This window comes from Paenibacillus cremeus (assembly GCF_007786445.1).
GTDB classification, from domain to species: domain Bacteria; phylum Bacillota; class Bacilli; order Paenibacillales; family NBRC-103111; genus Paenibacillus_G; species Paenibacillus_G cremeus.
The window spans coordinates 131,020-150,441 of sequence record NZ_VNJI01000013.1; the positions used below are offsets into that span (position 1 = coordinate 131,020).

The following is a 19,422-nucleotide window of genomic DNA, read 5'->3' on the forward strand; positions in this document are numbered from 1 at the left end:
AAGAAACATAACTATGGAATGGTAAAACGACTTCTTACCCTCAATCCTACCACAAAACACACATAAAAGTAATATCTAAAAAGCCTATCCCACAGAATCCCGTTGACAGAGGAATCTAAATGGTGTAAATGTTCCCACCGCGTTGAGAAAAGCTGATTTCGAGGCACTCTATTCCTAAGTCAGCAGCACAATTAGGAGGCAGCCGTCATGTGGAAATATGTTTGCTCTTTTGTATTGTTACTGCTGGGCACGGCCCTGCTCTTCCCTCGCGGCGGAGGAGGTCCACGGCCCGAATCGATCAGCCCTGCAGCCGAGCTGCAGATGAAGCAGGCGATGCTTAATCAGGATGTGGCACGAACCGATGAGCTTTGCCGCTCCCAGTGCAGCTATGAGCTGCATCGAGTTGCCAAGGAGCTTGCGGTCGCTCCAGCAGATCAAGTAAAGCAGACGCTTCAAACGGTGCAGTCCGAGCATCCGCACATGGAATGGCTCGTGTGGACGCAAAACGGCCAAAGCTTGGAGCAAGGCGTATCCGTCGGTACGCTGAAGAATGAAATCAAACAAGCCGCTCCATCGGCTCTGGCAGAGGCCAAGCGGCAGGCGGACAGCGGACAAGTGTATCAATCCCAGCCGTTTCAAGCGGATGGCGGGACCTATTTCATTATCGGGGTGCCTGCTGAAGCCGGGAAAACCGGGATCGTCGGTGCCGTAAGGCAGCAAATTTTGCAGCAGGTGGCAGATCATCAGCTTAAAAACTTGCGTATCGTTACCTACCCTAGCGAAGGCAAGTATAAAATCAAGTCTGTCGATTCCGACACCCTGCAAGACGTTCATGTCAATCACCCGGAAGGCAACGAGGGAACCAGCCACTACCATATGAATCAAGTGGTGGTGAAGTTCAATCAAGAGCCTACAGCAGCCCAGCTGGCACAAATTCAACAGGAAATCGGCGGCGCGCATGTACAGAAGGTCGGGTACACTTATGTGTTCGAATCCAGCGGCATGGAAGCGAAACAGCTCATGGCTTATTTTAAAAAATGGAACATCGCTTATGCCGAGCCACATTTTTTGTATATGACCAACGACGCAGCACCTACAACACCGCCGGATGCCAGCAGTGTGATTACGCCTAACGATGCCTTGTATCGGAAATACCAATGGAACTTGCCTCTGATTGAGACGGAGGCCGGCTGGAATGTGAGCAAGGGCTCTAAGGACGTCATTGTAGGGGTTGTGGATACGGGTGTAGACCTTAATCATTCCGATCTGAAAAATCAACTCATCAGCGGCTACAATGTCGTAAGTCCGGACTCTCCTCCGCAGGATGACGTGGGACATGGCACTCATGTGGCCGGAGTCATTGGGGCGCTGGTCAACAATAACCTAGGCGTTGCCGGAATGAGCTGGTATAACCGGGTCATGCCCGTCAAGGTGCTGGACTCTAGCGGTGCAGGCAGCACCTACGCGGTAGCACAGGGCGTGATCTGGGCCACCGATCACGGCGCCAAGGTCATTAACATGAGCCTTGGAAACTATGCGGATGCGCAGTTTTTGCACGATGCCATCAAGTATGCTTATGACCATGACGTCGTGCTGATTGCGGCCAGCGGGAACGATAATACGGAACGCCCAGGGTACCCTGCTGCTTATCCAGAGGTCTTCGCCGTGGCTGCTACGGACGCGAACAACGCGAAGGCTAGCTTCTCCAACTACGGTGACTATATCGATGTAGCGGCTCCTGGTGTGAACATTGCCAGCACCTACCCAAGTAATCAATACGCGGCTCTGTCCGGCACTTCCATGGCCAGCCCACATGTGACGGCTTTGGCGGCTTTGATCCGATCCGCGAATCCCAACCTGAAAAACACGGAAGTCATGCAAATCATGCGTGACACAGCCATGGATCTGGGACCAAAAGGCCGAGATAAATATTTTGGCTACGGGCTGATCGATGTCGTCGCTGCGCTCAAGGCTGCCCAATCCGGCACCACTCAAGCACCGACACCAACCCCTGCTCCTGCGACGAATGAAGCGGTGGGCGGAAATCAGACTCTCAATGATTGGACCGATTGGCAGCGGTTCTGGGATCAGCTCTTTACGCGCTCGAAGTAACTATAGATACAGCAAAAAACCGCCTCTCGAGGCGGTTTTTCACATGGTTGTAGCATGCATTCGTTTAACTGCAACATCGTTGACAATTTATACTCTCGTTTCACGAGTCTAAATTGCAACATGGCGGAAAGAAAGTTTGCCGTAAGCCGGGTTCTGTACTTCCGGTGGTCATAACGGGGGCCACCCTGCCACCATCGAAGCGACAATCATCTATCTAGGCCAACCATTGCTGATTGGCTCAAGCGACCAACCCGAACGCGTCTCGGGCAAAGACTGACTCTCCCGCAAGGGAAGAGACGTGCGTTCCTCTAGGTCTTGCTCCAAATGGGGTTTACCAGGACCTATGTCACCATAGCTCCTCGTGGTCTCTTACACCACGGTTCCACCCTTACCTGTGCCAGCTTTGCAGCTGGCCATCGGCGGTCCATTTCTGTGGCACTAGCCTTCAGCTCGCGCTGACTGGACGTTATCCAGCATCCTGCCCTATGGAGCCCGGACTTTCCTCTCGTGGCCGAAGCCACCAGCGATTGTCTGTCAAACTTTCTTTTGCAATGAATGCTTTGCTAGTATACAAGGAATTACGCAAAAATACAACTGCCTCATTTAGACAAATCGAAACGGCTCCGTATTCACCTGAGAAGCGACGACGGCTGTCGTCCATTTGCGCTCGGCAAGCTTCTGCTCCAAATAATCCGCTACGCCTTGCTTCATAATCTTCTCAACGTTATGTCCCGGATCGATGAGCGCAATCCCTGCCGCCAAAGCGTCATGAGCCGTATGATAGTCGATATCACCCGTCACCAGAACTTCGGCTCCGCGGAACTGAGCATGTCTCACATAACGGCTGCCAGAGCCGCCAAGCACCGCAGCCTTCCGGATCATCCGGTTCGGATCCCCAACGACCCTCAGCGTAGGAACATCAAAAGCTTGCTTTACTTTTTCGCACAGCTCCTGCAAAGTAACCGGCGTGTCCAGCTTACCTGCACGCCCTAATCCAAAGGTGCGGGTTTTCAAATCCAGCACAAACAAGTCATAGGCGACTTCTTCATAAGGGTGCACCTTCAGCATCGCCTGCACAACCTTGCGCTCCACGCTTTGCGGGACGATCGTCTCGATGCGGACTTCATCCGCCTTCTGAAGCTTTCCTTGCTCGCCCTTGTAAGGATGCGTGCCTTCTCTCGGCAAATACGTGCCTGTTCCCTCAATATTAAAGCTGCAATGGCTGTAGTCGCCGATCCATCCAGCCCCCGCGTCAAACATCACCTGGCGTATTTTATCCGCATGCTCCTTCGGGGCGTATACAATCAGCTTTTTCAGCTTATCCGTATGTACTTCGTCGAGCGGCTCTGTATCGGTAAGCCCGATCGCCTCCGCCATCATATCGTTAATTCCGCCATCCGCTACATCCAAATTGGTATGGGAGATGTACACCGCAATATCATGCTTGATCAGCTTCTCGTACAGCCTGCCTGCGGGCGTATCCGTCTGAATGTGCGGCAGCGGACGGTAAATAATCGCGTGATGGGCGATGATCAGATCCGCCTGCTCACGAATCGCTTCGTCGACCACTTCATCGGTTACATCGAGGGCAACGAGCACTTTGCGGATTTCCTTCGACAAAGTGCCAAGCTGCAGCCCAATCTTATCGTCCTGCACCGCGTAAGACTTCGGCGCCAGCTCCTCCATAAGCCCGATTACGGCTTGGCCTTTTGCGTACATGCCAGCACCTCCTCAATTCGCTTCATTTCCTGGCGGAATTCCGCTTCCTTCAGCCGCGATGCCTCCAGCTCCGATTGCGCCATTCTGGAACAGATTTTCTCCAGCTTATCGAGCTCATGACGCCATTTCTTTACCCATACGGGGGAAGCTTCTTGGGTCAGGAAAGGTCCCATTTGAAGCAGCAGCTCCTGATCGGCTACAATGCCTTCCGCAAGCTCCATCGGCATGTACAATTGCTCGTTCGTAAGCTCTGTGCTTGTTTTAGGAACGGCAACCAGAATTTCATATATTTTATCGTCTTCTTCTAAAATAAGCTCCCGGATCAACTGCCACCCGTTATCGATTAACCATCGGCGAACCCCTGACTCCCCGACGTTGGGCTGTAAAACAAGCCTTTGAACGCCTGCCAGCTTCTCTTTGCCTGCTTCCAGAATCGATGCGATGAGTGTCCCACCCATACCGGCAATCGTGATCACATCCACTTCTTCTGCCGAGATCACTTCCAAGCCGTCGCCTTTCCTAACTTCAATGATCGCCTGCAGCCCCGAAGCACGCACTTGTTTGAACGCCGCCTCGAACGGGCCCTGATTCACTTCCCCGGCCACACCGGACACAATCGTCCCCCGCTCCGCCAAAAACGACGGCAGCAGTGCATGATCCGAGCCGATATCTGCAAGCCGGCTGCCTGCCGGCACTTCCTTCGCAATCATTTCCAACCGTTTTGACAAACGCAACATTTAAGCAACCCACTCTGTCCATTTTTTTCGCAGCGAGAATAATAGCACGGCTTCCAGCACCATTTTGCCCAGAAGCAGCCACTGCACCGTTAACTCCCCATACTGCTCCGCGTAAAGCATACCATACAATTCCGGCATATACCAAACGATCAGACTGACCATAAAAAAGACCAATCCGGTCGAACGGCTCTTCTCATGAATCATCCAGGCCATCCAGCAAAACAACACGGCCAGCGGCACCCAGCTGAGCTCCAGCGTAATCCAGTTGATCGAATCGAGCTGATGGTGCAGCAGCCAGCCATAACAAAAGACCAAGCTAACCCAGCCGCAAAATTGGAACAGAATCAATCGACTGAGCAGCCCGGTTATAATCCAAACCACACTGACGGCCGCGACATAGCCGACCACTGGCATCGGAGCATTCACCGCGTGAATTCGAAGCATATAAACTCCAATAAAGAGTAAAAACAATGACGCCATCCCAATCAAAATTTGTGCAGCCATCGGCTCTTTCTCCCGCTTCGATCCACCCCAGCCATACAAACTGGCCAAAATCGCAAGAGAGACCCCGATTTGCATTGGTAATTCAAAAGCGTTAAAATTAAGAGCAGTTAAGGTTAGAGCGCCTGCAACACCAAAGATCAGCACCCATATTTTCCAATTACTGTTTCTTATTTTGGAAGGTGTCAGACCGAATACCCCGTTCGCCGGTTCCGGTTTCTCGGCTCCATCTTCGAGATAAATGTTCAACAGAAAGTCGCAGTATTGCTCGGGCAGCAGCTTACTTCTGCGCCAATGTTCGATTTCACGAACGATGATCTTTTTCTTGTCATCCATGGATAGGTTACCCCCGGCCCGCAGCAGCATTTCTTCTATAAATTTACTTATCGGCTAAGGGCGCACAAAAAATTAGACCTTACCGCGAAATCGCAGAAAGGTCTGTAGGCTCCAACATGAGTCTGGCAGCAGCATAACGTATAAGCACAACTACTCCAGAAAATCTTTCAGCCGCTTGCTTCGGCTAGGGTGACGAAGCTTCCGCAGCGCCTTGGCTTCGATCTGACGAATCCGCTCACGGGTTACGCCAAAGACTTTGCCCACTTCCTCAAGCGTCCGAGTCCGTCCGTCATCCAGACCAAAGCGAAGACGAAGGACATTCTCTTCCCGTTCCGTCAGCGTATCGAGCACATCTTCCAACTGCTCCTTCAAGAGCTCATAAGCTGCTGCATCCGCAGGCGCCAGCGCTTCTTGATCCTCGATAAAATCCCCTAAGTGAGAGTCATCTTCTTCCCCGATTGGTGTTTCGAGCGAAACCGGCTCCTGGGCAATCTTCATGATCTCACGTACTTTATCCGTGCTTAAATCCATCTCTTTGGCGATTTCTTCCGGCATCGGTTCGCGTCCGAGCTCTTGCAGCAGCTGCCGCGATACCCGAATCAGCTTATTGATGGTTTCGACCATATGTACAGGAATCCGGATCGTTCTTGCTTGATCCGCAATCGCTCTAGTAATGGCCTGACGAATCCACCAGGTTGCATACGTACTGAATTTATAGCCCTTGGTATGGTCGAATTTCTCTACCGCTTTGATCAAGCCCATATTGCCTTCCTGGATCAAGTCCAAGAACAGCATGCCGCGTCCGACATAGCGCTTAGCAATACTAACTACGAGACGGAGGTTGGCTTCTGCCAGACGGCGCTTCGCCTCTTCGTCGCCAAGCTCGATCCGCTTAGCCAAATCCACTTCATCCTCTGCAGAAAGCAGCGGAACCCGGCCGATTTCTTTCAAATACATCCGAACTGGATCATTGATCTTGATCCCTGGGGGAAGCGACAAATCATCATCGAAATGAAACTCGTCTTGATCGTTCTCTCCCATTGGGTTCATATCATGGTCTTCGTCGGATTCGTTGCCTACATCAATCCCCATCTCCTGAAGCTGTTCGAAAAATTCATCAATTTGCTCCGGATCCTGGTCAAATGGGGCCAGCTTCTCCATGATATCTTTGTAGGTCAAAGAGGACCGTTTCTTACCTTGTTCAATCAGTTGATCCTTCACTTGCTCCAACGTAAGCTCTGTCTCTATTTCCGTACGTTGATCGTTCGCCATAATACGGGCTCCCTCCTCCCTAGAATTCATCCCGCTAGTGCCATCAGGATGATTTTAACTGCTTTTCTAGGGTTATAATCTCACTGCCTAGCTGCAGGGCCTTGGAAATATCCCCTACTCGTTCTGCTTTCTTGATTTCTTCCCGCTTACTCTCTAATATCTGCAGCAGCGGGTACTTCTTGATCTCGCGGATGTAATCGTCAATGACAGCGTCATTGATCCCATTGCGATTGTCTATTAAAGTCAGCGAGCTTGCCAAACTCTCCAACTTATCATCCTGCAGCATACCTATAAACGTGCTGGCGCTCGGCTCATGGCCTTGAGCGTAGTAAGCATACAAGTATGCGGCAAGCGCCGCATGAGCTTCCACATTGAACTGTTCACCGAGCTGCCGTTGAACATAGCCCGATACGTCCCGGTCCGACATCATAACGGAGATCAACTGCCGCTCGGCAAATTGATAAGCCGGGTAGATCGCAGGGGTCTTTTCACGGTGTTCACGGGGCTTCCCGTCATTCATAACATTATTCCACGGTTTGTCTTTATTATCCCCAAATCTTTCGTTTTTTTCCGACTGGAGCCTGATTTCATTCAGGTTTTGCTGCAAAGCCTCGTAGGAATAATGAAACTCGGAGGAAAGCTCTCTAACGTAATGCTCTCGTTCAATGGGCGAGGAAAGTCCTGCTAAGAGCTTCAAGGCTTGCCCAATATAGCGGAGCTTTTCTCCATCCTCCTGCAGTTTGAAGTTTTTGCGGAAATGCAAAAGCTTGTATTTGATCGATGGTACGGCGGTTCCGATGACCTCCCGTACGAATCGTTCAGAACCATATTTTGTAATATACTCATCCGGGTCATTCCCGCTTGGCAGCAGGGCAATCCGTACTTGACAGCCCGCATTCTCCAGGATGGGGATGCTCTTGTAAGCAGCCGTCTGTCCGGCATTGTCGCCGTCATACGCCACGATGACCCGCTCGGCTAAGCGCCGAATGGCTTCCGCATGCTCCTGTGTCAGAGCCGTTCCCATGGTCGCGACGCCGTTCGTAACGCCGGCCTCCCATGATTTAATGACATCCATGTAGCCTTCGAACAGGACCAGCTCCTGTGACTTGCGAATGTGCGGTCTGGCATGATGCAGATTGTAGAGCGTCCGGCTTTTATGAAATAGCATGGACTCCGGACTGTTCAAATATTTCGGCTGGGCTTCGCCCATCGCGCGTCCGGCAAAAGCAATAATGTTGCCCTTCCAATCGGAGATCGGAAAGATGATGCGATCGCGGAACTTATCGAAATACCCAGTACCATCTTGCCTGGAGGAAATAAGCCCTCCCTGTTCCATTAAAGGTAAAGCAAACTCCCGTTTCTCCAGCAGCTTAGCCAACGTGTCCCAACCTGCAGGCGCGTACCCAATGCCATACAGTTCAATCAGCTTGTCGGTTAGGCCGCGCGAACGCAAATATTCGAGCGCTGGCTTCCCTTCCTTTGTGCTGAGCAAAATGTATCTGTACAGCTTCCCGGCAAGCTCATATGCCTCGATCAGCCGGTTGCGTTCCGCATGATCCTTCGTTTCAGCAGGTCCGTTCTGCGGCGATTGAAGCCCTACATCCAGGTTGGCCTCCGAAGCCAGCTTTCGAAGCGCTTGACCGAAAGACAAGCCCTCGACCTCCGAAACGAACCGGATCGCATTTCCCCCTGCTCCGCACCCGAAGCAGTGATAAATTTGTTTCTCCGGCGTCACTGTGAACGATGGTGTTTTCTCCGAATGAAACGGACAGAGGCCTTTAAGATAGTGTCCCTGCTTCGTCAAATGAACGTGTCTGCCGACCACTTCTACAATGTCGTGAGCTTTCAGGACTGCGTCGATCACTTGTTCGGGAATGCGTCCGTTACTCATCCTATCCACCTTCATTCAAATTAACACGTAATAATATTCGCTATTAGGTGGAATTCTCCTGCAAGCGAGTCAAAACTTTTGTCAAAGAATGTAGAAAAAACTGCCGATCCTCTTCCGTAAAAGCCCGCGGGCCCTTGGAATGCTTGCCTCCGCGCCGTTGCTTAGCCTGATCGTGCCTACGTTCGAGCAAGAAATCAATCGTTCGGTCATTGTACATTTGCCCACGATTCCCAATGGCCAGCGCCTTCTTGCCAAGAGCGAGCGCAGCCAGTCCGAAATCCTGCGTAACCAGCAAATCGCCGGCTTGAATGTGGTTCGCGATGTATAAATCAACCGACTGATCTGAACGATCCACCTGAACAATGTCCACGCCCTCTGCAGGCTGAAGCCGGTGATCATAGGAGGCGACCATGAGCACCCGAACTTTGAAGTCCGCTGCCGTTCGAATAATTTCTTGCTTCACCGGGCATGCATCGGCATCCACCACAATTTTTAGCGTCATGTTCTACCACCGTATCTATTGCAGCGCATGGACTTCCGTATCCAAGTGTCTGCGCATCTAACGTGCTACCGTAATATTATATACGATGGAATTACAAAAAATCCTGCTTACCTCGTACGCAACATCTCGATGATTACGCTGGCCGTTTCCTCCACTGCTTTATTCGAGACATCGATAATGTCACAGCCGATCCGCTTCATAATGGAGTCTGCATAATCGAGCTCGGTATGAATCCGTTCAAAATTGGCATAAGCTGCATTGGAGGGAAGCCCCAGCGTTTTAAGCCGTTCAGTCCGAATCATATTCAGCTTCTCGGGATCAATGCGCAGGCCGATGACTTTATTCTTGGAAACCGTAAACAGCTGCTCCGGCGGCGCGATCTCAGGAACTAACGGGACGTTAGCGACTTTGAACTTTTTATGTGCCAGATACATGGAAAGAGGGGTTTTGGACGTACGGGAAACGCCGACCAAGACAATGTCCGCCTGCAGAATGCCGGTAAAATCTCGGCCGTCATCATATTTCACCGCAAACTCCACGGCCTCGACCTTCTTGAAGTAGTCCTCGTCGAGCTTATGAATCATACCCGGCTGATGTCTAGCCTCTTGATGCAGCGTACGTTCAAGCGTCTCTATGATTGGGCCCAGCAAATCGATATATTTGATCCGATGCTTGCCGGCTTGCTCAATCAAATAATCACGCAGCTTCGGAATCACCAGTGTAAACAAGATCATCCCGTTGCGATCCAGCACATTCTGAATCAAACGGTCGACGTCGGATACATCCTGTAGAAATGGAACCCGGCGGATCTCAACCTGCTGCGGATAAAACTGTACCGCCGCCGCGCGTACCACCGCTTCCCCTGTCTCCCCTGCCGAGTCCGACGCTACGAAAATAACCGGTTTTTTCTGCTGTTCCATGCGCCCCCACCTTCTCAAGTTCTCGTGAACGCTCGCTATGTAATACTATGCTGTGACCAGCACTTAAAGGTCACAGGTTTTCCACCTACCAAATCTACGAAAAGATGACGGAAAAGGTTTCAGTAAGTAGAACACGATTTAAAACAGCGCCGCAGGCAGTTGGCTCTGAGCGACCACGCTATTTCGCACGTTCTAAAAACCTTCCGCTCATCTCTCCCTACACAAACAAAAAATCCCGCCGCTATAGCCTGATCCAGACCTAGTAACGAGAAGTATCCTCAGGGATGTATCATATTATAATATCATTAAGCCCAAAACATGTCAATTTTCTATCCATTAAACACCATATTTATCCATTTGATCTAAAAAGTCACGCGATTTCAGCCGCAGCCCTACATGCGTATCGAAATAGGACCTCATAATGTGCTTCAGCAGCGCCTTCGTCTGTGGTTTAACATCAATCTGGCCGAGCCGCCTAACATCCGTTTGTACAAACACCCTTAGCAGCTTAAACACGCCGGAAGAGATCCGAATCGCCTGCGGATCGCGCAAAATGCATTTTTCACACAGGATGCCGCCCAGTCCGATACTCAAGGCAACCGCTTCTGAGCTTTCCCGGCACACCATACATTGATCCAGCTCCGGTGTATACCCAGCGTACGTGAGCATTTTCATTTCATAGAAATGATCAATAATCTCGTAATCCTTATCCTCTTGAATGGCCGTCATGCTAGCTTTCAGCTGATCAAACAAAAAAGGCTGCCCCTCTTGGTCCCCCATCATTCGTTCTGTCATTTCGGCCAAATAGGAGGCGTGGGCGGCCCGATGCAGATCCTCTCTGATTTTATGATAAGGCTCAATGATTTCCGCATGATTCAGCGTTCCGAGCTGCCCGTTTTTATAAAATAAATAGTCGCCGAAAGTAAATAGCTGCGCAGAGGACCCGTACCGGCTTTTCACTTTTTTGGCGCCGCGGGCGACGACGCTCATTTTTCCATATTCCCGCGTGAAAAGGCTAATAATTTTGTTGCCTTCCCCATAATCCATGCTCCGAATAACGATCCCCTGCACTCTGTACTGCACACTCAGCTCTCCCTAATTCGAGGCCATGGGGCATAAAGCGTTACTCCGCCGATTCCGCCGCCCCCGGCTCTTCTTCCTCGTCCGATTCATCGCTACGATCCCGGTTCACAACTTCTTTATAAAGCAGGTAAGCATCCACATCTCCAGTCATCGAAAAATACTTCCACGAAAAATCTCTCATGGTACATCCTCCCTATTGCTGCATCTATCCGCGACATTATCGTGAAGAAGCGCAGCGTTGGTGACATGACTATTACCTGTTTCTAGGATTAGGATGGTACGATTCGATCAGAAGTATGCTTCACAAATACTGGCATTGTTACTCGTGGCGGAAACCGAGATCCTTGAGCACGCGCTCTTGGTTGCGCCAGTCCTTCTTTACCTTGACCCACAGCTCCAGGAACGTTTTGGAGCCTAGCAGCGCTTCGATATCTTTGCGGGCCAAGCGTCCGACCTCTTTCAGCAGCGCGCCCTTTTTCCCGATGATGATGCCTTTCTGGGAATCCCGCTCCACATAGATCACCGCAGAAATATGTACTACACCGTTTTCCTGCACCTTCATATCCTCGATGGCTACCGCGATGGAATGAGGAATTTCTTCGCGCGTCTGGTGCAAAATTTTCTCCCGGATCATTTCGGCGCAAACAAACTGCTCCGGATGGTCAGTCACCTGGTCAGCCGGGTAATATTGCGGCCCCTCCGGCAAGTACTTGGCGATCTGCTCGAGCAGCGTATTCACGTTATTGCCGTGCATGGCGGAAATTGGAACGATCTCAGCGAACGGATACAAATCTTTGTACGCCACAATGACGGGCAAAAGCGCCTCCGGATGCACTTGGTCGATTTTGTTCATGACGAGAATGACCGGTGTGTTTACCTTCTTGAGGTTCTCAATGATATAGCGGTCACCGCCGCCGATGCCCTCAACCACGTCGACCAGAAAAAGAATCGCATCGACTTCCGAGAGCGCTCCCTCCGCGGCTTTCATCATATAATCACCCAGCTTGGACTGTGGCTTATGGATACCCGGGGTATCAAGGAACACAATTTGAGAATCAGCGGTTGTATACACACCATGGATTTTATTCCGAGTGGTTTGCGGCTTATCGGACATGATCGCGATCTTTTGCCCGATGACTTGATTCATCAGCGTGGATTTACCTACGTTCGGACGGCCGATGATGGCCACAAATCCGGATTTAAAGGCTTTCTTTCCGCCGCTGGCTTGTTGTTTTGAAGACATTAATTTGCCTGCCCTTCTTCCAAATCATTCGATGTAAATGCGCCTGGGAGTAAAGCCGAAACGGTTGTCTCGCTCACCTCTCCGCGCATATTGGCTAAATATACCGGCATATCCGGAGTGCACAGCTCCACCAGCACTTGGCGGCAAACGCCGCAAGGACTGACCGGCTGCGCCGTATCCGCGATGACCGCGAGCGCTTGAAACGAACGGGCCGCCTCGCCGTCGGCAATCGCCCGGAATAACGCCGTCCGCTCCGCACAGTTGGTTGGACTGTAAGCCGCATTCTCCACGTTGCAGCCCAGGTGGACGTTGCCTTTGGAATCCAGCAGCGCGCAGCCTACTTTGAACTTGGAATACGGCGTGTAAGCACGTTCTCGCGCTTCCCGCGCTTTGGCGACCAGTTCATCTTTGTTCAACCGAGGCACCCCTTTCAAGGGTAAAGTTAGATGTACGTGTGATATAAATAGTATGCCAAAATCGTAATAAAGCTTCCCAGCAGCGCCCCGAGCCACAAGGAGCCGAAGCCCCGGGTCCGTTTGTCGTACAGGACGAGCATTAGCAGCCCTGCCAGGAAAAACCCCAGCAATGCTGGAAGTGTTTCTTTCACCGTGCACGTGATCAGCGTTGCAACGGCGAACGCTACGGCGGTGAGCAAGCTTGGCTTCACCCATCGGCCCTTGGCCGAAAAGCGGGTCTCCACGACAATGACGGATAACGCGACTAGAGAGAGCAGTACCCACACGGCGCCGGCCGTAAACGAATGGCCCTGAGCGGTTCGTGCGGACTCAAACAGCCGGTCGATCGGATCGTAGAACACGATCATCCCCGTAACAGCGGCAAAAGCTGCAGACACCAACACGGAGGCTGCAGCTACATCTTTGGCAATTTTGGCGAGCGGATGAATATCCGGCATCGCTAGATCCACCGCTTTTTCCACTGCGGTGTTAATTAGCTCCGTCACAATCATTAAAGTCACGGAGAGCAGGATGAACAACAGGTCCACCTTCGTTAAGCCAAGGAACAAGGCGAGCAGCAGCACGATGAGCGCTGCGAAAAAATGAAATTTCATATTCCGCTGCGTCGCCAGTGCGTACTTGACTCCCTCATAGGCATACCGGAAGCTGCGCTGCCATTTCACCGGCTGTTTCAACGAACAAGACCCGCCTTTTGCAAAATGAGTTCTTGCTTGCCGAACATTTCTTTTTCTTCTTCCTCGTCTTGATGATCATAGCCGATCAAATGCAGGAAGCCATGGACGAATAAAAAACCCAGCTCCCGCTCCACCGAGTGGCCGTAATCTTCAGCTTGGGCGATCGCCCTTGGCACCGAGATCACGATATCGCCAAGCGGCTCCTCGAAGGTGTCTTCCTCTTCGCCGTCCGACGCTTCCGGATCGTCCAGACGCTCGCCGTCCCGCAAATCGTCTTCGTCCGCGAAATCGTCCTCATCATAGATGATTTCCAGCTCTTCGTCGCCCATTTCCTGCATCGCAAACGACAGCACATCCGTCGGCTTATCCAAGCCGCGGTACTGCTTATTGAGCTCCTGAATCGCCGCATCGTCCACAAAGGTCAGCGCGACCTCTCCGTCCGTCACGGTTTCATGCTCGCCGGCCAGCTTCAGCAGCTCCCTTAATTTTTCAATCAAAGCCGGAGAAATATCAAATTGGTCTTGTTCGTTGTTCCATGACAGCTGTAAGCTCATGGCTTCACCTCTTTCGTAGAATCCGCCGCAGGCGGCTCGGCCTTCTGTCCAGGCAGCTCCGTCGGGTACTCAATTCTCGAGTGGAATATACCTAACAGCGTTTCGTTCAGCGTCTTGGCGATTTGGTCCAGCTCCTTGATCGTTAAGTCGCAATCGTTGAACTGGCCGTCATCCAGCCGGCTTTTAATGATCTTGCGGACCATGGAGTCAATCTGCTCCACGGTCGGATTGCGCAGCGAGCGAACCGCCGCCTCGACACAATCGGCAATCCCAACGATCGCCGCTTCCTTTGTTTGGGCATTCGGGCCCGGGTACCGGTATTCGATCTCCTCCGGTAGCTTCTCACCCTTCTCTTCCGCCTGCTTCTTCGCTTTGTGGAAGAAAAACTGCAGCAGCGTCGTCCCGTGATGCTGCTCCGCAATATCGCGGATCGGCTTCGGAATGTTGAACTCCTTGAGCATCTCCACCCCATCGCGCGCATGCGCAACGATAATTGACTTGCTTAGGGCCGGATCGATCCGGTCGTGGGGATTTTCAATATTCGTCTGGTTCTCGATAAAGTAGCTCGGCCGCTTCGTCTTCCCGATATCATGGTAATAGGCCCCCACACGGCAGAGCAAGCCGTCCGCGCCAATAGCTTCCGCCGCTGCCTCAGACAAATTGCCGACCATCACACTGTGGTGATACGTCCCAGGCGTCTCCGTGAGCAGCTTGCGCAGCAGCGGGTGGTTCGGGTTCGACAGCTCCACCAGCTTCAGCGGAGATAAGATCCCAAAGGCGACCTCCAGAAACGGCAGCACACCAATAACGAAGATCGCCGTCAGCAAGCCACTCCCAAGCGCAAAGCAGGCAGCGAACAACGCATCCCGCTTTGACTCGTGATCACCCAGCAAGATGAAGGCAGCGGAAAGCATGACTGCGAAGAGCGATGCCATCATGCCAGCTTTCAGGATGGAGGAGCGCTGGCTGGCGCGTTGAATCGAAAAAGTTGCCGCAAACGAGCTCGTTAGTGTCAGCAAGCCGTAATTGAAATCAAACAGCTGCAAATGATCAGAGTTGAACACTACGCTTGCAATGATGCTGAATACGACGGCCGCAACGAACGCCAGCTGGGCATCCAGCAGAATTGTAAGCAGCATCGCCCCCAAGGCTGTCGGCGCCAAAAAGGCAATGTAAGGGTAATCAAGATTTTGCATCATCGAGAACACCTTCATTCCGACGATGGTCATGAGAAGAATCAGCACCAGCATGATCAGCTGAACGTTGTTATGATTGATCGGATGCGGGCTCTGCCTGACGAACATATAGAGCACTAAACTAAGAAGAGTAACGAATAGGATGAGTCCAAGATGAGGCCAATAGCTGGTATTGTCTTTGAGCAAGTCCAAGCTGCCCAGCCGCTGATACACATCGTCTGTAATCCGCTCGCCCTTGGCGATTAAGACGTCGTTCTTGTTGATCATAACCTGCTTAACGTTATCCCTTGCATGGCCTTTCGCTTCGTCCGTGCCCTTCTGATCGTAAAACTTGTTCGGCGTCAGTGCCGCGCGTACCAGCTCCTGGACAATCTCGCGGGCGTTGCTCTTGGTCAGCGTAGACGCATTGACTAATTCCGGCACCTTCACCCTGGCCGTCTGCGCATCCAAAATCTGATCATTCATCAGCTTGGAGACGATTTCTTTAGCCACCGGCACCATAGCGGTTAAATCTTCCTTGGTTAAGCGCGGAATTTTATAATACGTCTCCTCCGGCACCCTGTATTGCTGATCGCGAAAGTTCTTGCGCATCTCCAGAAGAAGATTGTCACTGTACTGCGCGCTGTCTGTGAAGGTTTTCAATTGGCGTTCCAAATGATCTTGAATGAGCGTAGGAATGACGGTTTTGTATATGTTTACTTTATCGGTTGCGGTAACTTCCGGATCGCTGTTGATCGCCAGAAGCTTCTCCAGCACTTCTTCAATGGCCATTTCGTTCTTGAGCGATACGATCTTATACACGGGTCCAACGCGCTGTGCAGCCTCTTCCTTGGCCTTCTCCGTCGCCACCTCATTGGGTATGGCTCGCGGGGCCAATATATCCTTCTCGGCAATGGCTCCGACCTGGATATCGTAGGTTTGCGGTACGATCCGATGGAATAGCGCGAAGTAAAATATGAGCGCCACGACCAAAAACAGAAGAAAACGCACGATGGCGCTGTATCTCCAGCCGGTAAGCCGGTAATGAAATTTGCCTTGAATGGAAACGCGGTTCATTCGAAAGGTCAACCCTTCCTCAGCCTTCTTTTTCCTCGTTGTAGGCCACGATGATTTTCTGCACAAGCGAATGCCTTACGACATCCTGATCTGCGAATACAATGAATCCGATTTCCTCAATCTTATTCAAGATGCGTCTAGCTTCGACTAAACCGGACGACTTGCCTCGCGGCAAATCAATTTGCGTCACGTCGCCTGTAATCACCATTTTGGAACCGAAGCCAAGCCGCGTCAAAAACATCTTCATCTGCTCCGGTGTCGTATTCTGAGCTTCATCTAAAATAATAAACGAGTCATCAAGCGTGCGTCCGCGCATATAAGCCAGCGGAGCAATCTCAATCAACCCGCGTTCGAGCGCTTTAATAACCTGTTCCGGCCCGAGAACGTCATTAAGAGCATCATACAATGGCCTCAAATAAGGGTCAACCTTTTCCTGCAGATCGCCGGGTAAGAAGCCGAGGCTCTCTCCCGCTTCCACCGCAGGGCGGGTTAGGACGATCCGTTTGACCTTGCCTTCCTTGAGTGCAGCGACCGCCAGCACTACGGCTATGTACGTTTTGCCTGTTCCGGCCGGCCCAATGCCAAAGACGATGTCTTTCTTCTTGATCTCGTTCACGTACTGCTTCTGACCGATCGTCTTCACACGAATCGGTTTGCCTTTATGGGTGACCGCAATCTCGCCCTTGAACAATTCGAGCAGTTGGTCGGTCTTCATCTGCTTGGATAGCTCCAGCGCATAATTCACATCGCGCTCAGTGAGCACATATTGGTTGCGCACAAGCTCCAGCAAGACGGTAAACAGCTGCTCCAGCCGTGCTGTGTCGGTTGCAGAGCCTTGAATGACAATTTCTTCTTCGCGAGTAAAAATCGTCGCCTCAGTCTCCTGCTCAATCAAGTGCAGGAACTTGTCTTGGGGTCCGAATAAGGACAAGCCTTCGGCGGTGTTTTTTAATGCCACTTTGACAGTAGTCGCTTGTTCAATCAACAGGCAGTCTCTCCTCCGGAGGTTATGGTACGATCGGTTGTTCTACAGCGATAGGTTCTTCCACTTCTAGGTACACTTCCATATAAACTTTACCATTCTCCGTCTTTTCATGCAAAATTTTTTCCGAAACGACACGCGAATCGCTGCCTGCTGCGGCTAAAATCTCGGATTTTGCCTGTGCTAAACCGGTAGCCGAAGCCTCTTTCGGATCAATCGCCTGCTCGGCGACCTGAACCTCCATCACTTTTTCGCTAAGCCAACCGATTGGAAGGACAAAGTTACGCCATTGCAGCGTTTTGCGTTCCGGGATCGACTCGTATTGCTCAAACCCGATCTTGCCATAACCGTAGAGCATAAGCGCCCGGCTTCCAATGACGAGGTAGAAGCGCTTCTTCATTTCTCCCGTATAGGTTTTATATTGGCGCGTCAGCGGCACCTCCACCGTCGGCTTGTACCAAACCAGCCCTTTGACCTTGCCCGAAGCAACCACCGTTTGACGGTTCACTTCGTCGCCGAGAATGCCGGAGATCAGAACATCGCCCTTTCGCACGTAGGTATTCGGCTTTACGACCGGGCGGCCTTTTTCCGCAAAAATTTCAGTTACCATCGCATTTTTGGACGCGACCATGTTACGCGGGCTCATGAGAGGCGGCTTCTCGGGGATGGTCGCCTCAACGACCTTAATAATCACATTCGTACCCCGGATTTCCACTCCGATCCACGCGGTTTGAGGCAATTGGCTCTGCAGCTGTCTAGACAGCTCGTCCGGATCTTTGAGACGAAATTTCCACTGATATTTATAAATGCCCTCGCGCTTCGCCGCTTCTAAAATTTGCGCCGATTGCAGCGTCTCGTTGCCTTCTACACGGATCTGCCAAACGACCGAGGACAGCAAATATAAGCCGATAATAAAGCCTAACAGCCCGACGGCAAAAAATTTCCGTTTTTCAATTTTCCCCAGCCAAAACGGGAACCCGTGCCGCTCCTTGATTCGGGTTCTGGAGCCTGTCTCTTTTAAGAGCGGACGAAGCCGAAAAAAATCGCCAATGCCGATGCTCAGCTCCGCCTTGCTCTCCGCAGTATGGCGAATGTCCCATATGGACATCCGCTTCTCCGTCATCCGGTTAACCAAAACCTCCAGCCGCGTCCCCCGAACTTCAATGACAACAAAGCCGCGAGCCCGATTCAAAAACGATGATTTCATCCAATATTTCCCCTTTCCGGCTATGGGACATATTTAATGTCGTGGATGACGCCCTCGATGAACACTTCCTCCGACAAAATGGCGCGAATCACTAACTGCTGTCCATGGACCTCGAGCTTCCCTTTCCCTAAAGCCAGCCTCAGCAGCTCGTTTGAAAAATGCAATACGCCGCGATGATTTTCGATGTACAGCTGCATATTGCCAATCATCGTTATGCGCGGCAGGTCCATGACCACGTCCTGAGGCAGGTCGAGCAGCTTGGCGGTGAACTGATTAAACCTACGGGAAAGACTGCGCATACGTTACCTCCTTCGGGTTGGAAGCATGATCGGCTTCATACGTATACCATGGGCTATTTACACCATATGCCTGGAAAGCGAAAATATGATGAAAACGAAAAAAGCATCCATTCCCCAAACGGATGTGAATCAACCGCCTGGAAATGAATGCTTTTTTGTAGCGTGCAAGGCTAACGTCTATAAGGCCGTTTCGCCCGGGGCGGTCCAAGAATCTCCGCCCACAGCACGCCGCGGGCCGCGTCTTGTGCCGTTAAAGGCCCTAGGCCGCCGGCAGGTGAAGCGGTGTCGGCTGCCGCCTCCGCTGGCGCCTTGTGGATCGGCTGTGGCGTGCGTGTAGCGGCCGGCACAGCCTCCGATGCCCGCTCTGGAGCGTCAGCACCTCGCGTCATGACCGGAGCCGTAGACGCCTTGTAGGTTGGCTGTGCCTGCACTGTCGCCGGCATCCTGCGAGCGCGGCCCTCTTCTCTGCCGGAGGTCGGGCCCGTACCTGGACCTCCGCCGAACGAAGGCATCCCCTTCGACGGCCTCCCCTGCTGCGGAGCGGCGCCTGTCGCACCTCGAATCCGGCCAAATATTCGGCCGACGATTATGAAGAGTACGATAAGAATAAACCAATTTTTGAACAGAAACTGAAGGATCCACATCGATTAAATACCGCCTTT

The 19,422-nt window shown here is 51.8% G+C and carries 19 protein-coding genes and 1 other RNA gene; 1 reads left to right on the forward strand and 19 read right to left on the reverse strand.

The features are described 5' to 3' along the window. Positions 1-207 precede the first annotated feature (207 nt). Positions 208-2,112, forward strand: a complete 1,905-nt coding sequence (locus FPZ49_RS12880) for a S8 family peptidase (protein WP_144847253.1) — start codon at positions 208-210, stop codon at positions 2,110-2,112. A gap of 127 nt (positions 2,113-2,239) precedes the next feature. On the opposite strand, the gene rnpB is transcribed toward FPZ49_RS12880, so the two are convergent. The 19 genes from rnpB to FPZ49_RS12975 all read right to left on the reverse strand — a co-directional run bounded on the left by rnpB (position 2,240) and on the right by FPZ49_RS12975 (position 19,404). Further along, an RNA gene (rnpB, locus tag FPZ49_RS12885) (RNase P RNA component class A) lies at positions 2,240-2,655 on the reverse strand. Between the two features lie 60 nt (positions 2,656-2,715). Beyond that, entirely contained in the window at positions 2,716-3,831 is a 1,116-nt protein-coding gene (locus tag FPZ49_RS12890) for a Nif3-like dinuclear metal center hexameric protein (protein ID WP_144847255.1), read from the reverse strand. Next, positions 3,807-4,568, reverse strand: a complete 762-nt coding sequence (locus tag FPZ49_RS12895; protein WP_144847257.1) for a tRNA (adenine(22)-N(1))-methyltransferase — start codon at positions 4,566-4,568, stop codon at positions 3,807-3,809. The genes FPZ49_RS12890 and FPZ49_RS12895 overlap by 25 nt, the downstream gene beginning before the upstream one ends. After that, a complete protein-coding gene (locus FPZ49_RS12900) occupies positions 4,569-5,405 on the reverse strand; it encodes a hypothetical protein (RefSeq protein ID WP_144847259.1) in 837 nt (278 codons plus the stop codon). A 150-nt stretch (positions 5,406-5,555) separates the two neighbouring features. Further along, positions 5,556-6,677, reverse strand: a complete 1,122-nt coding sequence (gene rpoD / locus FPZ49_RS12905) for an RNA polymerase sigma factor RpoD (RefSeq protein ID WP_144847261.1) — start codon at positions 6,675-6,677, stop codon at positions 5,556-5,558. A 43-nt stretch (positions 6,678-6,720) separates the two neighbouring features. Continuing rightward, a complete protein-coding gene (gene dnaG / locus FPZ49_RS12910; RefSeq protein WP_144847263.1) occupies positions 6,721-8,568 on the reverse strand; it encodes a DNA primase in 1,848 nt (615 codons plus the stop codon). Positions 8,569-8,611: 43 nt separating this feature from the next. Then, the gene (locus FPZ49_RS12915; RefSeq protein WP_144847265.1) at positions 8,612-9,070 is read right to left on the reverse strand and encodes a YaiI/YqxD family protein; all 459 of its coding nucleotides are present in this window, start codon (positions 9,068-9,070) and stop codon (positions 8,612-8,614) included. 107 nt (positions 9,071-9,177) lie between these two features. Continuing rightward, entirely contained in the window at positions 9,178-9,990 is an 813-nt protein-coding gene (locus tag FPZ49_RS12920) for a pyruvate, water dikinase regulatory protein (RefSeq protein ID WP_144847267.1), read from the reverse strand. Between the two features lie 336 nt (positions 9,991-10,326). Further along, the gene (gene recO, locus FPZ49_RS12925) at positions 10,327-11,073 is read right to left on the reverse strand and encodes a DNA repair protein RecO (protein WP_144847269.1); all 747 of its coding nucleotides are present in this window, start codon (positions 11,071-11,073) and stop codon (positions 10,327-10,329) included. A gap of 40 nt (positions 11,074-11,113) precedes the next feature. Then, entirely contained in the window at positions 11,114-11,254 is a 141-nt protein-coding gene (locus FPZ49_RS12930; protein ID WP_144847271.1) for a YqzL family protein, read from the reverse strand. A gap of 138 nt (positions 11,255-11,392) precedes the next feature. Continuing rightward, the gene (era, locus tag FPZ49_RS12935; protein ID WP_144847274.1) at positions 11,393-12,316 is read right to left on the reverse strand and encodes a GTPase Era; all 924 of its coding nucleotides are present in this window, start codon (positions 12,314-12,316) and stop codon (positions 11,393-11,395) included. Next, positions 12,316-12,732 carry a cytidine deaminase gene (gene cdd / locus FPZ49_RS12940; RefSeq protein WP_144847276.1) on the reverse strand — a complete coding sequence of 139 codons (417 nt, stop codon included), beginning with the start codon at positions 12,730-12,732 and terminating at the stop codon, positions 12,316-12,318. The genes era and cdd overlap by 1 nt, the downstream gene beginning before the upstream one ends. Before the next feature lie 26 nt (positions 12,733-12,758). Next, positions 12,759-13,466 (reverse strand): diacylglycerol kinase family protein, encoded by a 708-nt coding sequence (locus tag FPZ49_RS12945; RefSeq protein WP_144847278.1) that lies wholly within the window; start codon positions 13,464-13,466, stop codon positions 12,759-12,761. Then, a complete protein-coding gene (ybeY, locus tag FPZ49_RS12950) occupies positions 13,463-14,020 on the reverse strand; it encodes an rRNA maturation RNase YbeY (protein WP_144847280.1) in 558 nt (185 codons plus the stop codon). The genes FPZ49_RS12945 and ybeY overlap by 4 nt, the downstream gene beginning before the upstream one ends. Beyond that, positions 14,017-16,272: an HD family phosphohydrolase gene (locus FPZ49_RS12955; RefSeq protein ID WP_144847322.1), complete on the reverse strand. Its 2,256-nt coding sequence runs from the start codon at positions 16,270-16,272 to the stop codon at positions 14,017-14,019. The genes ybeY and FPZ49_RS12955 overlap by 4 nt, the downstream gene beginning before the upstream one ends. Positions 16,273-16,291: 19 nt before the next feature. After that, a complete protein-coding gene (locus FPZ49_RS12960) occupies positions 16,292-17,254 on the reverse strand; it encodes a PhoH family protein (protein WP_391563818.1) in 963 nt (320 codons plus the stop codon). A 25-nt stretch (positions 17,255-17,279) separates the two neighbouring features. Continuing rightward, the gene (yqfD, locus tag FPZ49_RS12965; RefSeq protein ID WP_144847284.1) at positions 17,280-18,461 is read right to left on the reverse strand and encodes a sporulation protein YqfD; all 1,182 of its coding nucleotides are present in this window, start codon (positions 18,459-18,461) and stop codon (positions 17,280-17,282) included. 20 nt (positions 18,462-18,481) lie between these two features. Then, positions 18,482-18,760, reverse strand: a complete 279-nt coding sequence (gene yqfC / locus FPZ49_RS12970) for a sporulation protein YqfC (RefSeq protein ID WP_144847286.1) — start codon at positions 18,758-18,760, stop codon at positions 18,482-18,484. 170 nt (positions 18,761-18,930) lie between these two features. Further along, a complete protein-coding gene (locus tag FPZ49_RS12975) occupies positions 18,931-19,404 on the reverse strand; it encodes a hypothetical protein (RefSeq protein ID WP_144847288.1) in 474 nt (157 codons plus the stop codon). Between the last annotated feature and the right edge of the window lie 18 nt (positions 19,405-19,422).

Excerpts from the sequence above, each read along its gene's own strand:
- FPZ49_RS12975 (WP_144847288.1), bottom strand. The coding sequence starts at position 19,404 with ATGTGGATCCTTCAGTTTCTGTTCAAAAATTGGTTTATTCTTATCGTA.
- rpoD (WP_144847261.1), bottom strand. The coding sequence starts at position 6,677 with ATGGCGAACGATCAACGTACGGAAATAGAGACAGAGCTTACGTTGGAG.
- FPZ49_RS12900 (WP_144847259.1), bottom strand. The coding sequence starts at position 5,405 with ATGGATGACAAGAAAAAGATCATCGTTCGTGAAATCGAACATTGGCGC.
- era (WP_144847274.1), bottom strand. The coding sequence starts at position 12,316 with ATGTCTTCAAAACAACAAGCCAGCGGCGGAAAGAAAGCCTTTAAATCC.
- yqfD (WP_144847284.1), bottom strand. The coding sequence starts at position 18,461 with ATGAAATCATCGTTTTTGAATCGGGCTCGCGGCTTTGTTGTCATTGAA.
- FPZ49_RS12895 (WP_144847257.1), bottom strand. The coding sequence starts at position 4,568 with ATGTTGCGTTTGTCAAAACGGTTGGAAATGATTGCGAAGGAAGTGCCG.
- dnaG (WP_144847263.1), bottom strand. The coding sequence starts at position 8,568 with ATGAGTAACGGACGCATTCCCGAACAAGTGATCGACGCAGTCCTGAAA.
- FPZ49_RS12955 (WP_144847322.1), bottom strand. The coding sequence starts at position 16,272 with ATGAACCGCGTTTCCATTCAAGGCAAATTTCATTACCGGCTTACCGGC.
- FPZ49_RS12880 (WP_144847253.1), top strand. The coding sequence starts at position 208 with ATGTGGAAATATGTTTGCTCTTTTGTATTGTTACTGCTGGGCACGGCC.
- ybeY (WP_144847280.1), bottom strand. The coding sequence starts at position 14,020 with ATGAGCTTACAGCTGTCATGGAACAACGAACAAGACCAATTTGATATT.
- FPZ49_RS12890 (WP_144847255.1), bottom strand. The coding sequence starts at position 3,831 with ATGTACGCAAAAGGCCAAGCCGTAATCGGGCTTATGGAGGAGCTGGCG.
- FPZ49_RS12915 (WP_144847265.1), bottom strand. The coding sequence starts at position 9,070 with ATGACGCTAAAAATTGTGGTGGATGCCGATGCATGCCCGGTGAAGCAA.
- FPZ49_RS12920 (WP_144847267.1), bottom strand. The coding sequence starts at position 9,990 with ATGGAACAGCAGAAAAAACCGGTTATTTTCGTAGCGTCGGACTCGGCA.
- FPZ49_RS12930 (WP_144847271.1), bottom strand. The coding sequence starts at position 11,254 with ATGAGAGATTTTTCGTGGAAGTATTTTTCGATGACTGGAGATGTGGAT.
- yqfC (WP_144847286.1), bottom strand. The coding sequence starts at position 18,760 with ATGCGCAGTCTTTCCCGTAGGTTTAATCAGTTCACCGCCAAGCTGCTC.